Below are 14366 nucleotides of genomic sequence, written 5' to 3'. Positions count from 1 at the left end.
GACCGTGGGCGGGCTGCGCCGGCACGGCGCGCACTTGGGGAGGGAACGGGGGATGTCCGGCGGCCGACAGCAGCAGCGGCGTCATGGCCGGCGCGGTGGCGGGCGTGACGTGCACAAGCAGGCCGAAGGGACATTGCGCGCCGGTGTTGGCGCTGTCGTGCGGGGCCTTACCCCCATCATCGGACGGCAGCGCCACGCTGAACGACGACACGTTGCCCGCCGCCGAGCAGAAGGTGACCTCGAGCCGGCCATCATGCAGCGCGCGGGTGTCCGGCATGTAGCCGGCGGGGACCAGTGCCCGCAGCGCCAATGCCAGAATCGCCAGCCAAAGCACGCCCTCGGCGCGCAGGGCGCGCAGCGTGCACAGGAGGCGTGTCGACGAAGGCATGCAGGCATTCTATGCCAAGCGTTCCCAATTTCTTGGTACCCTTGAACGCACTTCTTTCCGACACGCGATCCCGTGCCCCAGGTTTCAGAGCTTTCCTTGTCCGTTTCGAACGTGTCCGTTTCGACCTTGTCCGTTTCGAACTCATCCCGTTCGACAGCGTCCGATTGCACCTCGCCCGTTTCGACTTTGGCCGTTGCCTCCCGGCCCGCCAGGCGGGGACACGCCGGACTTGAACGCGCCGGACCGTATGCCCGTCTATGGCTGGGCGCGATGATGGCGGCGCTGCTGGTGTTGCTGACCGCCTGCGGAACGACCAAGGTCCAGCCGGGCTATTACCGGGTCGAATCGGGCGACACGCTCTATCAGATTGCGCGCAAGGAAGGCACGACCGTCAGCAATCTGGTCCGGTGGAACAAGCTGTCGAACTCCAACTCGATCGAAGTCGGCCAGCTCCTGCGGGTCGAGCCGCCTGCCGGCCAGGCGCGCACCTCGCCGCCCAGCAAGGCCAGCACCAAAGCCAACCCCAAACCTGCCCCGCGCGCCACCGCCTCATCCGGCAAGCGGCGCACCGCGCCACCGGGCGCGATCTCGCTGGTATGGCCCGCGCAAGGCAAGGTCACACGCGGCTACGACGGATCCCACTCGAACGGCATCGTCATCAGCAATTCCGCCGGCACGCCCGTCGTGTCGGCCGCGCCCGGCACGGTGGCCTACTCTGGCAGCGGCCTGCGCGGCTACGGCCATCTGGTCATCGTCAAGCACAACGCCAGCTTCCTTAGCATCTACGCGCACAACAGCAAGCTCTTGGTCAAGGAAGGCCAGCGCGTGTCGCAAGGCCAGAAGATCGCCGAAATGGGCAACAGCGACAGCAAGCAGGTCGGCCTGTATTTCGAATTACGCTACGACGGCCAGGCGGTCGACCCGGCGGGCTCGCTGCCACCCAAATAACAATCGGCGGCTTGCGGCAGGTGTCTGACACCCTGGCGAGACGATCGTCAACTCGCGGCGGCCTCGCAGAGGGTGTCAGACACCGAGATCAGATTGCGGCAGGTGTCTGACACCCTGGTGACGCGATCGTCAACTCGTGGCGGCCTCGCAGAGGGTGTCAGACACCGAGATCAGATTGCGGCAGGTGTCTGACACCCTGGCGAGACGATCGTCAACTCGCGGCGGCCTCGCAGCGGGTGTCAGACACCGAGATCAGATTGCGGCAGGTGTCTGACACCCTGGTGACGCGATCGTCAACTCGTGGCGGCCTCGCAGCGGGTGTCAGACACCGAGATCAGATTGCGGCAGGTGTCTGACACCCTGGCGAGACGATCGTCAACTCGCGGCGGCCTCGCAGAGGGTGTCAGACACCGGGATCAGATTGCGGCAGGTGTCTGACACCCTGGTGAGGCGATCGTCAACTCGCGGCGGCCTCGCAGAGGGTGTCAGACACCGAGTTCAGATTGCGGCAGGTGTCTGACACCCTGGTGAGACGATCGTCAACTCGCGGCGGCGTCGCAGCGGGTGTCAGACACCGAGATCAGATTGCGGCAGGTGTCTGACACCCTGGTGAGACGATCGTCAACTCGCGGCGGCCTCGCAGCGGGTGTCAGACACCGAGATCAGATTGCTGCAGGTGTCTGACACCCTGGTGAGACGATCGTCAACTCGTGGCAGCTTCGCAGAGGGTGTCAGACACCGAGATCAGATTGCGGCAGGTGTCTGACACCCTGGTGAGGCGATCGTCAACTCGCGGCGGCCTCGCAGCGGGTGTCAGACACCGAGATCAGATTGCGGCAGGTGTCTGACACCCTGGTGAGACGATCGTCAACTCGTGGCAGCTTCGCAGAGGGTGTCAGACACCGAGATCAGATTGCGGCAGGTGTCTGACACCCTGGCGAGACGATCGTCAACTCGTGGCAGCTTCGCAGAGGGTGCCAGACACCGAGATCAGATTGCGGCAGGTGTCTGACACCCTGGTGACGCGATCGTCAACTCGCGGCAGCCTCGCAGAGGGTGTCAGACACCGAGATCTATGAGATCCCAGTTCTACGGCGCTTCCTGCGTCAGCGTCGACACGAACGTCGCCGTGCGTGAATCACTCGGATTCGTGAAAACCGACCGCGAATCGCCGGCTTCCACCACCACGCCATCCAGCAAAAACACCACCTCCCGCGACACGCTCGCCGCCAGCCGCAGATCATGCGTGGCCATGAGCATCGTCATGCCTTCCGCGGCCAACTGGCGCAGCACATCCACCACCTCCGCGGCCAAGCCCGGATCCAGCGCCGACGTCGGCTCGTCGCACAGCAGAACACGTGGCGCGGGCGCCAGCGCGCGGGCAATCGCCACGCGTTGCTGCTGGCCGCCGGACAGATTCGCGGGCCAGGCTTCCGCCTTCTCCAGCATCCCCACCTTGCGCAGCAATTCCTCCGCCCGTGCACGCGCGCGGTCGGTGGGCCATTTCTGCACCGTCACCAACCCTTCCATCACATTGCCGATCACGGTCTGATGCGGAAAGAGCTGAAAGTTCTGGAACACCATGCCGGTCTGTTTGCGCACCGCCTGGACCTGTTCGCGGGCAAGTTTGCGCCCGGGTTCAAAGTCGACCGTTTCCGGCCCGATCTCCAGCCGGCCGCGATCCGGCACTTCCAGCAGGTTCACGCAGCGCAGCAGGGTGCTCTTGCCGCTGCCCGACGGACCGATCAAGGCGGTGACGCTGCCTTCGTCGATCTGGACATCCACCTGCTTGAGCACGGGATTGCCGCCAAAGGACTTTTCGATTTTTTCAAGGCGGATCATCGGGTCTTCTCGCTAAACATCGCATGCTGGCCGAAGCGCCGTTCCAGCCGCACTTGCGCCGCGGACAGGACGGAGCTGAACGCCAGATAGATCAGCGCGGCTTCCGTATAGAGGATCAGCGGTTCATACGTGACAGCCGCGATGCGCTGCGCGGCCTGGAAAATTTCGGGCACCGTCAGCACCGCCGCGAGCGACGTGTCCTTGACCAGCGCGATGAACGAATTGGACAGCGGCGGCACGGCCACGCGGGCCGCCTGCGGCAGGATCGTGCGGCGCAAAGCCTGGCCGCGCGTCATGCTGAGCGAATAGGCCGCTTCCCACTGTCCCTTGGTGATCGACTCGATCGCGCCGCGGATCACTTCGGAGTTGTAGGCGCCGACGTTCAGCGTGAAGCCGATCAGCGCGGCGGGCAACGGATCCAGCACGATGCCCACGCTGGGCAGGCCGTAGAAGATCACGAAAAGCTGCACCAGCAGCGGCGTGCCGCGGATGAGCCAGACATAGAAGCGCACCACCGCCACCAGCGGCGCGGGGCCGAACAGCCGGATGAGCGCCACCACGAAGGCCAGGGCCAGACCCAGCGCAAACGACATCAGCGTCAGCGGAACCGTGAAGACCAGCCCCGCGTGCAGCAGCGGCCAGAACGAATCCGCCATCAGCTGCACCCAGGCCGGCACCGACCATTCGCCAATTTTTGCCAGCAGCCAATCGGGCAGGATGGCGTGCAGCCAGGTGGGCAGCGTCATGGGCGCTCCAGTTGCTTATTGCGCGGACAGGTCCGTGCCGAAGTACTTGACCGAGATGGTCTTGTACGTGCCGTCCGCCTTGATGTCGGCCAGCGCCTTGTTGATGGCAGCCTGCAGCTCGGGATTGTTCTTGCGGATCAAAACGCCAGAATTGCTGAACTCCGCCGTCTTGTCGGTGGCCGCGATCTTCACGCGGGCGTTGGGCTTCTGCTTCTTGAAGTCCAGGAACGACAGGTTGTCGTTGACGGTGGCTTCAACACGGCCGGAGGTCAGCAGGTCGATGGCTTCGTTAAAGCCCTGCACGGCGACGACTTCCGCGCCATGGTTCTGCGCCAGCTTGCCGAAGTTGCTGGTCAGCGTGTTGGCGGACTTCTTGCCCTTCAGGTCCGCGAAGGACTTGATGCTGGTGTTGTCGTCGCGCACGATCAGCACGGCCGCGGACGAAATGTAGGGGTCGGAGAAGTCGTACTTGGCGCGGCGCGCATCCGTGATGCCCACCTGATTGATGACGGCGTCGTAGCGCTTGGCGTCCAGGCCGGCGATCAGGCCGTCCCACTTGCCTTCGACGAATTGCGCCTTCACGCCCAGGCGCTCGGCGATGGCGCGGCCAATGTCCACGTCAAAGCCGGTAAGCTTGCCCGATGCGTCGTGGAAGGTGAAAGGCGCGTAGGTGCCTTCGGTGCCGATCTTGAAGACGCCCGCGGATTTGATCTGGTCCAGTTCGGACTGGGCATGGGCGGTGGACAGGGCGGCGACCTGCACGAGGCCGGCGATGAAAAGCGTACGGAAGAGTTTCATGACAATGCTCCACGGATGATCACTGTGGAGAGCATGTGGGCCTGCAATGCCCTCCGGCGTAGCGGCACTCTAACAACCGGCCTATTTTTCCACAAAGCATATGGAATAGTAAAAATATAGCTACAAGTCATATGGCAGTACCGAACGCCGGGCGCAGTCGGTCCGGGATCCTTCAGGCAGTACCTTGACGGAGACGGGTGTGGAACAGCAATGGAACAGGCGTGCGTTCATGATGGCGGCGGCGGGCGCTGCCGCAGCCGGCACGATGCCCGCGCAGGGCGTCGGCGGCACGGGGTCGATGCCCGGCGGCGGCAGCATTACCGATGTCGCCGGCTTGCGGGTGGGGCATTACACCGAGACCCGCCGGCCTACCGGCTGCACGGTCATCATTGCCGAGACCGGCGCGACGGGCGGTGTGGACGTGCGCGGCGCGGCGCCCGGGACGCGCGAGACCGATCTGCTCAATCCGATCAACATGGTCGACAAGGTGCACGCAATTGTGCTGACGGGCGGCAGCGCCTTCGGCCTGGATGCGGCGTCGGGCGTGATGCGCTATCTGGAAGAAAAGAAGATCGGCTTTGATGTGGGCGTGGCGGTCGTGCCCATCGTGCCTTGCGCGGTGCTGTTCGACCTGGGCGTGGGCGACGCGTCGGTGCGGCCCGATGCCGCCGCCGGTTATCAGGCCTGCCGTTCGGCCACGGCCGACGCCCCGCAGGAAGGCAACGTGGGCGCGGGCGCCGGGGCGACGGTGGGCAAGCTGTATGGTCCCAAGCGCGCCATGAAGGGCGGCATCGGCAGCGCGTCGCTGACGGTGGCGGGCGTGACGGTGGGCGCCATCGTCGCGGTCAACGCCGTGGGCGACGTGCTGGACCCGGCCACGGGGCGCATCCTGGCCGGCGCGCGCACCGAAGACGGCAAGATGCTGTTCGACACGCGCGCGGCCATCCTGGCGGGCGACCTGCCCAAGTCGATGCGCGCGGGCGCGGCCACCACCATCGGCGCCGTGGCCACGGACGCCCGGATCACCAAGGCCGAAGCCCAGAAGATCGCCGGCATGGCGCACGACGGGCTGGCGCGCACGATCAACCCCATTCACACCATGCTCGACGGCGACACGATCTTTGCGCTGGGTACGGGGACGTCGGGCAAGTCCGCCAACGTGATGCTGCTGGGCGTCATGGCCGCCGAGGTAATTGCGATCGCGGTGCAGCGCGCGATCCTGTCCGCGCGCGCCATTGACGGCTATCCGGCCGCGGTGGATTTCGTGGGGTGATCCCGCTGACCCGCGCCTGTCACACAAGCCCGCCATGATGACAGGCGCCGGCACGTCGCCGGAGCGGGAGGCGTACATGCAGCAAGGCGAACGACTCAATGGCGTGACGCATCTGGCCGGGCTGGCGCTGGCGGTGCTGGCTTCCGGCGCCTTGATCACGCGCGCGGCCGAGCTGCGCGTGGACACGCGACAAATCGTCAGTTGCGCGGTGTTCGCGGCGTCGATGATCGCGGTGTATGCGTCGTCTTCCCTGTTCCATTGCACGCAAGGGCGCCGCAAGGCGATGTGGGCCAAAGCCGACCACTGCGCGATCTACCTGCTGATCGCCGGCACGTACACGCCGCTGGCGTTCGGCCCGGTGGACCATCGCTGGGGCGCCGCGATGGGCGTGGCGATGTGGCTGCTGGCCTTCGTGGGCATCAGCCGCGAACTCTGGTGGGCGCGCAACGCGCCGCCCGCCTTGCCGCTGTATCTGGTCATGGGCTGGCTGGGCGTGGCCTTCGCCGCGCCGATCGCGGGCGCGCTGTCGACGGCGGGGCTGACATGGCTGCTGGCGGGCGCCGCCATCTACACCACCGGCACGCTGTTTTATGCCAATGACAAACGCTGGCGCCATGCGCACGGCATCTGGCATCTGTTCGTCATGGGCGGCACGGCCTGCCATTTCGTGACGGTCTTCGGCTTTTTGAAGCACGCGCCAACCTAGCGCGCCCCGCGTCATGCGGACGGCTCGGTCAACTTAGCGCCAGGCCGCCAGCGGCAGCATGCCTTGCCGGTTCTTCACTTTGCGCATGACGATATGCGAACAAAGATCGCGCACGCCCGGAAGCTTGCTGAGCTTGTCCTCGACAAAATTTGAAAACGCCGACAGGTTGCGCGTGCGGACGGTCAGGATGTAATTGGACGCGCCGGTGACGATGCTGGCCTCGGTGATTTCGTCGTGCAGCGCGATGCCGGCCAGGAATTCCTCGTGCCAGCCGGCGCGCGACTGGTCCAGCGACACATGGACGATGGCCTCCAGTTCGAAGCCCAGTTTCTCGGCATCCAGCAACGCGCGGTAGCCGCGTATGAGCCCGGCTTCTTCCAGCGCGCGCACGCGGCGCAGGCACGCGGATGGCGACAGCGCCACCTGCTCGGCCAGGTCCTGATTGCTGAGGTGGCCGTCCTCCTGCAGGCGGGCCAGAATGCGCTGGTCTATGACGTCGATCTGCATGGAGCAATTCAATTCGAAAAAATTATGATGAATGCAATTTAATGCGAAAAATACGGGTAAGTCACGACTGGATTTGCAATTTTTCGGCCTGACCGCGCTGATAGCATGTATCCGGAAATCTGCTGGAAGGAACAGAACATGAACACTCGCGACGACTGCGTCAATGCCGATCGCCAGGATCCCCTGGCCCACGTGAAAGAACAATTCAACCTGCCGCCCGGCGTGCTCTACATGGACGGCAATTCGTTGGGCGTGCTGCCCAAGACCGCCGCGGCCCGCGCCGCGCAGGTCATTACGGACGAATGGGGCACGGGCCTCATCCGAAGCTGGAACACCGCGGGCTGGTTCGACCTGCCCGCGCGGCTGGGCGACAAGCTGGGCAGCCTGCTGGGCGCGCGCGAGGGCGAGCTGGTCATCACCGACACCACGTCGCTCAACATCTTCAAGGCGCTGGCCGCCGCGCTGCGCATCCAGCAGCATAAGCACCCCGCGCGCCGCGTCATCCTGTCCGAGCGCGACAACTTCCCCACCGACCTGTACATGATTCAGGGCATGATCGACCTGCTGCAGCAGGGCTACGAGATGCGCCTGATCGACGACGACCTGACGCTGGACAAGGCGCTGGACGATTCCGTCGCCGTGATGCTGCTGTCCCACGTCAATTACCGCAGCGGCCAGATGCACGACATGGCCGCCGTCACCGCCCAGGCGCATGAACACGGCGTGCTGGCCATCTGGGATCTGGCGCACGCCGCCGGCGCGGTGCCCGTGGACCTGAACGGCGCCAATGCCGACTTCGCGGTGGGCTGCACCTACAAGTATCTGAATGGCGGCCCCGGTTCGCCTGCCTTCATCTGGGTGGCGCCGCGCCACACCAAGGACTTCTGGCAGCCGTTGTCCGGCTGGTGGGGCCATAGCCGCCCGTTCGACATGGCCGTCGCCTACGAGCCCGCGGGCGGTATCCGCCGCTATCTGTGCGGCACGCAGCCCATCGTGTCGCTGTCGATGGTCGAGTGCGGCCTGGATGTGGCGCGCGCCGCCGGCATGGACGAAGTGCGCAAGAAGTCGCTGGCGCTGAGCGACCTGTTCATCCAGCTGGTGGAATCGCGTTGCGCCGGCCATCCGCTGACGCTGGTGACGCCGCGCACGCACGCCGATCGCGGCAGCCATGTCAGCTTCCGTCATCCCAACGGCTTCGAGGTCATGCAGGCGCTGATCGCGCGCGGCGTGATCGGCGATTACCGCGAGCCCGAAGTCCTGCGGTTCGGCCTGACGCCGCTGTATTTCGGCTACGCCGATGTCTGGGACGCGGTCGACATCCTGAAGGACGTGCTGGACACCCGCGCGTGGGACAAGCCCGAGTTCAAGCAGCGTTCCGCCGTGACCTGATTCCGGGTTCAACCCCTCATCGCGCCGGCCCCGCAAGGGGCCGTACATCACACAACAATGCGCAATACAGGAGGAGACAATGCAACAACAGAAAGGGTTCGGCCAGATTGCCGAACGCGAACAGGGGCTCAAGCGCCGGCTGACGCCCGGTCAGATGAGCATGATCGCGATCGGCGGGGCCATCGGCACAGGCCTGTTCCTGGGCAGTAAGTTCGCCATCGGCTTTGCCGGGCCAAGCGTGCTCATCAGCTATGCCATCGGCGGCTTGATCACGCTGCTGCTCATGGCCTGCCTGGCCGAAATGACCGTGGCGCATTCCACGTCCGGCTCGTTCGGCGCCTACGCCGAGCATTACATCAGCCCGCTTGCGGGCTTTTTGGTGCGCTATGCGTACTGGTCCTGCGTGGTGCTGGCGGTGGGCACGGAGGTCACGGCGGTGGCCAAGTACATGGCTTTCTGGTTTCCTGGCGTGCCGGGATGGCTCTGGGTGTGTATCTTTTCCGCGGCCCTCATCCTGATCAATGCGCTGAGCGTCAAGGCGTTCGGCACGATCGAATACTGGTTCTCGACCATCAAGATCAGCGCCATCATCGGGTTCATCTTCCTGGGCGCCTATGTGGTCTGGGGCAGTCCGCAGTACGGCACCGTGAACTACACCGCGCATGGCGGATTCTTTCCGAACGGCATGTGGGGCATGTGGATCGCGGTCGTGATCTCGATCTTCAGCTACCTGAGCGTCGAGATGATCGCCGTGGCGGCCGGCGAAGCCGAGGATCCCGAGCGCGCCGTCAAGCAGGCGTTTCGCGCCACCATCGTCCGGCTCGTCGTGTTCTATCTGCTGACGCTCGCGCTGATCCTGGCCATCGTGCCGTGGGACCAAGCCGGCAACGGCGACAGCCCCTTCGTGCAGGTAATGCTGGTGCTTGATATTCCGGGCGCCGCGGGCGTCATCAACTTCATCGTGCTGGTGGCCGCGCTGTCCGCCATGAACAGCCAGCTCTATATCACCACGCGCATGATGTTCAGCCTGTCGCGCGCGGGCCACGCGCCGTCGGCGATGGGCCGGCTGTCCAGCAACGGCACGCCGCTGAACGCGCTGCTGCTGTCCACCAGCGGCATTGCCATCGCCACGGTGCTGAACGTGCTGTATCCCGAGACGGCCTTCACGCTGATGATGGCCATCTCGATGTTCGGCGCGCTCTTTACCTGGATGATGATCTTCGTGACGCACTACTTCTTCCGCCGCCGCTGGGTGCGCGAAGGCGGTGCGAAGCTGTCGTTCCGCATGCCGGGCTTTCCGGTGCTGACACTGCTGGGCGCGGGCGTGATGCTGGCAATTTTGCTGACCACGTACTTCACCGCCGTCTTCAAGCTGACGCTGGTGTTCGGCGTGCCGTTTCTGCTGTTGCTGGTGGCGGCGTACTACCTGCTGTTCAAGAAGCGAGGCGAAGCGGTCGCCATGAACGCGCGCCGGCAGCGTGCGTGACGCGTGATCAGCGGCCGCGCCCCTCGGCGCGGCCGCTTGTTGTCAGACGGCGGCGACGGCGCGTTCCGTCCGCGGCGCGGCCGGCACCGGCGCCGGCGCGGGGGCAAATACGCGCAGGCGATGGCCGTCGGGGTCCAGTGCGACAAAGGTGCGGCCAAAGTCCATGTCGGTGGGCGGCTGCAAGATGGGCAGGCCCCGCAGGCTCCAGTCCACATGGCGCTGGTTTACCGCGGCGGCGTCCGCCACCGTGAACGCCAGCTCGGACGCACCGCCGCGTCCAGCCGCCGCCGGCGCCACCGTGTAGCGCGACCACAAACCCAGCATCAACCCGGAGTCCAGCGCAAACAGCGCAAACGTGGGCGACGATTCGATGGGCGGACGCTGCAGCAGCGCGCTGTAGAACGCGGCGCTGGCCTGCGGCTTTTCCACATACAGGATGACGAAATTGGTGTCTGACATGATGCGCTCCGGGGGATAGACGCGCTCATCATAGGCAGGGGTACTGTCAGTTTTTGGCTGTAGTGAACGTCAGTCCTTGCGCGCCTCGTGATCCAGCGCGCGCCACTCCTTGAGCAGGATGTGCCGCCGTTTGGGATACCTGGCGCCGATGGCCAGGGTGGCGATGCGGTCGGTGCGGAAATGCCGGAAGTCGCCGCGCAATTCACACCAGGCCATCACCAGCCGCACGCTGTCGAAGAAGCCCAGCGCGAACGGCCAGATGACACGGCTGGAATCGGACCCTTTGTCATCGCGGTACGTGATTTCCAGCTTCTGTTCGCCGCGGATGGCCTGGCGGATCAGCGCCACGTCGACCCGGTCAGTGACGGCCACGGCGCTGGGGGCAACCAGCAGCGGGATGGCGTCGAGCTCGTCGCGCAGTTCCTGCGGCAGCACCGCGCCGATCTTGGCCAGCGCATTGCGGGCGGCCAGCCCTAATCGCTCGTCGGAGCGGCGGGCCACCCAGCGCGTGCCCAGCACCAGCGCTTCGATCTCTTCGGTGCTGAACATCAGCGGCGGCAGCATGAATCCGGGCCGCAGCACGTAACCCACGCCGGGTTCCCCCTCGATCTCCGCGCCCTGGCATTGCAGCGTGGCGATGTCGCGATACAGCGTGCGCAGGCTGACGCCCATCTCGGCCGCGAGCCGATGCCCGCTGACGGGCAGGCGGTGGCGGCGCAGGGTCTGGAGCAGATCCAGGAGACGTTCGGTGCGGGACATGGGGGCAGGCGGAGGGCGGACGCCGCAATACTGCCATGGAATGGCAGCATGCGGCGATGGTCCTGCTTGTGATTCGAGCCCCGGATCCTCGATGCTACTTGGCGACCGGTTTGCCCGACGCCACGTCCAGGACCGACCCGTCTTCCAGGCTGACGCGGTAGATCTCGCGCACCACATTGCCTGCGAAGCCGATTTCCACGATGGAGACGTCCTTGAACGTCGTCTCGATGCCGTCGGGCAGCACGGCGTTGAACTTGTCGGATTCTGCCTTCATGGCGTCCTGCAGCCGCGCGTCGTACGGCGTCATGCTGTAGACCAGCGTGGTGTGCGGATTGTGCGCGCGCACTTCCTTGCCGTCCTGCATGACGTTCACGCCGCTCACGCCCAGTGTCTTGACCAGTTCCTTGCCGGCGTCGCCCATCTTGGCGTACACAGGGCCGGTCACGCGCGGCAGCGGGCCGTCGCGCAGCGGGGCGAGGGCGGCGGTGGCCACGGTGTTGTAGCGCATCATGTCCTCGAAGCCCTGGCCGCTCTTGACCACGCCCAGGTCCAGCCACCACGGATGGCCCGCGCCCTTGGCGGCCTCGGTGGGATAGAAGGTCTTGAGCGTTACCCGCAGCGGCGCCGGCGGTTTGGGCAGCGCCTTGAGCATGCGCGCCGGCGTCTGCGGATCGGCATTGTGGATGTGGACCACGGTGACGTGCGGCAGATTGGGCGTGTCGGCTTCGGTCTTCAAGCCGAGTTTGATCAGATCTTCCTTGAGGACGCCGTTGACCTTGGCGTCAAGCACGGCGTTCACCTCGGCCGGCAGGCGGTAGACCACGCCGTAGGTGGCCTTGTGCGCGCGGAACTCGGGCTGGCCGATGGCGCTGTTGTCGATGGAGGAGGCCTGGGCGGCGCCGGCGGCGAAGAGGCCGGAAGCGGCCAGATGCAATACACGTTTGATCATGGGATTTCCCTGTTGTCGTTGACGTGACCCGCGAGAGTCATCCGCAGTGTGGCCAGCGCGGATGTACGGCGTATTGCATCAAGGCCAAGATTTCCGATAGCAACCGGCGATTGTCCGATCGGTCAGGGCGCCGGCCTGTCCCTTCGCTAGCCCAGAAACATGACGGCCACGATGGCGATTCCGAGCAGCAGGTTCACGCCCACCCAGCGCCGGATGCCGCCCATCGCCTGACCGCCCGCGGGCCAGTCGGACGCCGCCACCGCTGCGGCCAGCCGCTTGAACAGCGCGAACCGGATGTGGCCGAAGATCGCGATCATCACGATGCCGCCGCTGGCCATCAGCGTCCAGTTGCGAGGCATGAAGAACGAGCCGCCCGTCTGCGCGGCCTGGCTGGCCGACGAGCCGATCATCCACGCGCCGGTCACCAGGATCAGGACGATGGCTGCCAGCACGGCGTTCAAAAAAGGCCCCAGCACCGAGGCCAGAAGCCGCAACCGCACGGGGGGGTCCAGTTTCGCGGCCGCCGGCCGCAGAAAACAGTGGGCGAACAGCATGCCGCCCACCCATAGGATCACGGCCATGACATGGAGAAATTGCAGGACGGCGTAGAGCATGGGATCAGCCTGTGGAAAGCGCCGCCGCGGGAGGCGGCGGACGTCGTACGGATGATATCTCCGCAAGCCCGACGCGCGAATTTGACCAAAATCATGGTTTTGCATTTAGAATGAGAACGATTGCTATTTGTAGTTATGAATTTTTAGTTGTGCTTGTTGTAGTTGAGAGTCAGGGAGCCGTCCGTGCCGAATTCCGTGCTCGCCTCGGGCGACGCCGTCAACATGCTGTATCGCACCCATCACGGATGGCTGCACGGCTGGCTGCGCGCCAAGCTGGGTAACAGCTTCGATGCCGCCGATCTTGCGCAGGACACCTTCGTGCGCGTGCTGCGGCACCGGCACGAACTGGGCGCACTGCGCGAGCCGCGCGCCTACCTCACCACCATCGCCAAGCGCCTGCTGCTGAACCACCATCGCCGCCGTTCGGTCGAGCAGGCCTACATGGAAGCGCTGGCGTTGATGCCCGAGGCGCTTGCCCCTTCCCCGGAACAGCGGCTCATCATCCTGGAAACGCTGCAGGAGATCGAAGAAATGCTGGCCGGCCTGTCGCTGCCTGCCCGCCAGGCGTTTTTGATGGCGCAACTGGAAGGGCTGAGCCATAACGAGATCGCCGACAAGCTCGGCGTGTCGCTGCGCACCGTGCACCGCTACATCACCAAGGGATACGAGCAATGCATCATGGCGGTGATGTGAGCGCGCAAGCCGATCCGCCTGGCGAGCTGCCGGCCGTTGAGCGCAACGTCGCGCGCGAAGCCGCGAGGTGGCTGTTGCGGCTGAGCTCGGGACGGGCCACGGACGCAGACGTGCACGCCTGCGACCAATGGCGCGCCAGCAAGGCCGAGCACGAACACGCCTGGCAGCGGGCGCAGCGCGTGAATGCGCGCTTCGGCCTGATTCCGTCGGCGCTGGGCATGGCGACGCTGAATCGGCCGGACCTCAATAGCCGCCGCGCCGCGCTGACGACGCTGATTGCCCTGATCGTGGCTGGGCCGCTTGGCTGGGCCGCATGGCGGGCCGATCCCCTGGACTGGAGCGCCGACTACCGCAGCGCCGCGGGCGAGCGGCGCGACGTGATGCTGGCAGACGGTTCCACGCTGCACCTGAATACCTCCAGCGCCGTCGACGTGCTGTTCGACGAAGCGACACGCCTGTTGCGCCTGCGCGCCGGCGAGATCGCCGTTCATGCGGTGACGGACCCCGCCAGCCATCCGCGTCCGTTCATCGTGCGCACGCGGCTGGGCGATATCGAAGCGCAGGCCTCGCGGTTCTGTGTGCGCGAGGAGGGCGGACGCTGCCAGCTCAGCGTGCAGGAAGGACGCGTGCGCGTCAGTAGCGCCGGGCAGCCGGGACGCTACGTGGACGTGGCGGCTGGCGAGCAAAGCAGCCTGTCGCCCGATGGCGCCGGCGCGGCGTCGCCCGCTGACCCGCATGCCAGCGACTGGCTGCGTGGCGTGCTGTACGCCAGCGCACTGCGGCTGGACGCCTTCGCGGCCGAGCTCGGC

At 65.6% G+C, this 14366-nt stretch carries 16 protein-coding genes; 7 read left to right on the top strand and 9 right to left on the bottom strand.

Going from position 1 to position 14366, the window contains the following annotated elements:
- A partial coding sequence (locus AC6LJW_RS28545; protein WP_498088883.1) for a DUF2946 family protein occupies positions 1-388 on the bottom strand: 388 nt, incomplete at its 3' end.
- A 270-nt stretch (positions 389-658) separates the two neighbouring features.
- On the opposite strand from AC6LJW_RS28545, the gene AC6LJW_RS28540 reads away from it, so the two are divergent.
- On the top strand, positions 659-1336 hold the full coding sequence (locus AC6LJW_RS28540) for a peptidoglycan DD-metalloendopeptidase family protein (RefSeq protein WP_056558219.1): 678 nt from the start codon (positions 659-661) through the stop codon (positions 1334-1336).
- A 1089-nt stretch (positions 1337-2425) separates the two neighbouring features.
- Here the strand turns inward: AC6LJW_RS28540 and AC6LJW_RS28535 are convergent.
- From AC6LJW_RS28535 to AC6LJW_RS28525, 3 genes are all read right to left on the bottom strand, one after another.
- Positions 2426-3178, bottom strand: a complete 753-nt coding sequence (locus tag AC6LJW_RS28535; RefSeq protein WP_056571911.1) for an amino acid ABC transporter ATP-binding protein — start codon at positions 3176-3178, stop codon at positions 2426-2428.
- Positions 3175-3855, bottom strand: a complete 681-nt coding sequence (locus AC6LJW_RS28530) for an ABC transporter permease subunit (RefSeq protein WP_056327000.1) — start codon at positions 3853-3855, stop codon at positions 3175-3177. The genes AC6LJW_RS28535 and AC6LJW_RS28530 overlap by 4 nt, the downstream gene beginning before the upstream one ends.
- Positions 3856-3939: 84 nt before the next feature.
- Positions 3940-4722 carry an amino acid ABC transporter substrate-binding protein gene (locus AC6LJW_RS28525; protein WP_056571908.1) on the bottom strand — a complete coding sequence of 261 codons (783 nt, stop codon included), beginning with the start codon at positions 4720-4722 and terminating at the stop codon, positions 3940-3942.
- A gap of 229 nt (positions 4723-4951) precedes the next feature.
- Here AC6LJW_RS28525 and AC6LJW_RS28520 point away from each other — a divergent pair, with 229 nt between their 5' ends.
- Both AC6LJW_RS28520 and trhA read left to right on the top strand, forming a co-directional pair.
- Positions 4952-5995 carry a P1 family peptidase gene (locus AC6LJW_RS28520; protein WP_498088885.1) on the top strand — a complete coding sequence of 348 codons (1044 nt, stop codon included), beginning with the start codon at positions 4952-4954 and terminating at the stop codon, positions 5993-5995.
- 76 nt (positions 5996-6071) lie between these two features.
- Positions 6072-6701: a PAQR family membrane homeostasis protein TrhA gene (gene trhA / locus AC6LJW_RS28515; RefSeq protein ID WP_498088884.1), complete on the top strand. Its 630-nt coding sequence runs from the start codon at positions 6072-6074 to the stop codon at positions 6699-6701.
- Between the two features lie 33 nt (positions 6702-6734).
- On the opposite strand, the gene AC6LJW_RS28510 is transcribed toward trhA, so the two are convergent.
- Entirely contained in the window at positions 6735-7208 is a 474-nt protein-coding gene (locus AC6LJW_RS28510; RefSeq protein WP_056571900.1) for an Lrp/AsnC family transcriptional regulator, read from the bottom strand.
- A 138-nt stretch (positions 7209-7346) separates the two neighbouring features.
- Between AC6LJW_RS28510 and kynU the strand changes: the two genes are divergently transcribed.
- Positions 7347-8597: a kynureninase gene (gene kynU, locus AC6LJW_RS28505; protein WP_498088882.1), complete on the top strand. Its 1251-nt coding sequence runs from the start codon at positions 7347-7349 to the stop codon at positions 8595-8597.
- A gap of 79 nt (positions 8598-8676) precedes the next feature.
- The gene (locus tag AC6LJW_RS28500) at positions 8677-10083 is read left to right on the top strand and encodes an amino acid permease (RefSeq protein ID WP_498088881.1); all 1407 of its coding nucleotides are present in this window, start codon (positions 8677-8679) and stop codon (positions 10081-10083) included.
- Positions 10084-10125: 42 nt separating this feature from the next.
- Here AC6LJW_RS28500 and AC6LJW_RS28495 read toward each other — a convergent pair whose 3' ends face one another.
- From AC6LJW_RS28495 to AC6LJW_RS28480, 4 genes are all read right to left on the bottom strand, one after another.
- Positions 10126-10542 (bottom strand): VOC family protein, encoded by a 417-nt coding sequence (locus tag AC6LJW_RS28495; protein WP_056571894.1) that lies wholly within the window; start codon positions 10540-10542, stop codon positions 10126-10128.
- 69 nt (positions 10543-10611) lie between these two features.
- Positions 10612-11301 carry a helix-turn-helix transcriptional regulator gene (locus AC6LJW_RS28490; protein ID WP_056571893.1) on the bottom strand — a complete coding sequence of 230 codons (690 nt, stop codon included), beginning with the start codon at positions 11299-11301 and terminating at the stop codon, positions 10612-10614.
- A 94-nt stretch (positions 11302-11395) separates the two neighbouring features.
- On the bottom strand, positions 11396-12250 hold the full coding sequence (locus AC6LJW_RS28485; protein WP_427987609.1) for a hypothetical protein: 855 nt from the start codon (positions 12248-12250) through the stop codon (positions 11396-11398).
- A 146-nt stretch (positions 12251-12396) separates the two neighbouring features.
- Positions 12397-12864 (bottom strand): CopD family protein, encoded by a 468-nt coding sequence (locus tag AC6LJW_RS28480; RefSeq protein WP_498088880.1) that lies wholly within the window; start codon positions 12862-12864, stop codon positions 12397-12399.
- Between the two features lie 183 nt (positions 12865-13047).
- On the opposite strand from AC6LJW_RS28480, the gene AC6LJW_RS28475 reads away from it, so the two are divergent.
- Positions 13048-13557, top strand: a complete 510-nt coding sequence (locus tag AC6LJW_RS28475) for a sigma-70 family RNA polymerase sigma factor (RefSeq protein WP_498088879.1) — start codon at positions 13048-13050, stop codon at positions 13555-13557.
- Positions 13554-14366: FecR domain-containing protein (locus AC6LJW_RS28470; RefSeq protein ID WP_498088878.1), on the top strand; the 813-nt coding region annotated here is incomplete at its 3' end. The genes AC6LJW_RS28475 and AC6LJW_RS28470, both read left to right, overlap by 4 nt.

This window comes from Achromobacter sp. 1012554356 (assembly GCF_059760815.1).
Note: the sequence above shows the minus strand (reverse complement) of the source record. Positions and strands in the feature narration are given on the sequence as shown.

What these genes read in the sequence shown, in the direction of transcription:
- AC6LJW_RS28495 (WP_056571894.1), bottom strand. Translation starts at nt 10,542, where the DNA reads ATGTCAGACACCAATTTCGTCATCCTGTATGTGGAAAAGCCGCAGGCC.
- kynU (WP_498088882.1), top strand. Translation starts at nt 7,347, where the DNA reads ATGAACACTCGCGACGACTGCGTCAATGCCGATCGCCAGGATCCCCTG.
- AC6LJW_RS28525 (WP_056571908.1), bottom strand. Translation starts at nt 4,722, where the DNA reads ATGAAACTCTTCCGTACGCTTTTCATCGCCGGCCTCGTGCAGGTCGCC.
- AC6LJW_RS28480 (WP_498088880.1), bottom strand. Translation starts at nt 12,864, where the DNA reads ATGCTCTACGCCGTCCTGCAATTTCTCCATGTCATGGCCGTGATCCTA.
- AC6LJW_RS28485 (WP_427987609.1), bottom strand. Translation starts at nt 12,250, where the DNA reads ATGATCAAACGTGTATTGCATCTGGCCGCTTCCGGCCTCTTCGCCGCC.
- AC6LJW_RS28520 (WP_498088885.1), top strand. Translation starts at nt 4,952, where the DNA reads ATGATGGCGGCGGCGGGCGCTGCCGCAGCCGGCACGATGCCCGCGCAG.
- trhA (WP_498088884.1), top strand. Translation starts at nt 6,072, where the DNA reads ATGCAGCAAGGCGAACGACTCAATGGCGTGACGCATCTGGCCGGGCTG.
- AC6LJW_RS28500 (WP_498088881.1), top strand. Translation starts at nt 8,677, where the DNA reads ATGCAACAACAGAAAGGGTTCGGCCAGATTGCCGAACGCGAACAGGGG.
- AC6LJW_RS28535 (WP_056571911.1), bottom strand. Translation starts at nt 3,178, where the DNA reads ATGATCCGCCTTGAAAAAATCGAAAAGTCCTTTGGCGGCAATCCCGTG.
- AC6LJW_RS28540 (WP_056558219.1), top strand. Translation starts at nt 659, where the DNA reads ATGATGGCGGCGCTGCTGGTGTTGCTGACCGCCTGCGGAACGACCAAG.
- AC6LJW_RS28490 (WP_056571893.1), bottom strand. Translation starts at nt 11,301, where the DNA reads ATGTCCCGCACCGAACGTCTCCTGGATCTGCTCCAGACCCTGCGCCGC.
- AC6LJW_RS28510 (WP_056571900.1), bottom strand. Translation starts at nt 7,208, where the DNA reads ATGCAGATCGACGTCATAGACCAGCGCATTCTGGCCCGCCTGCAGGAG.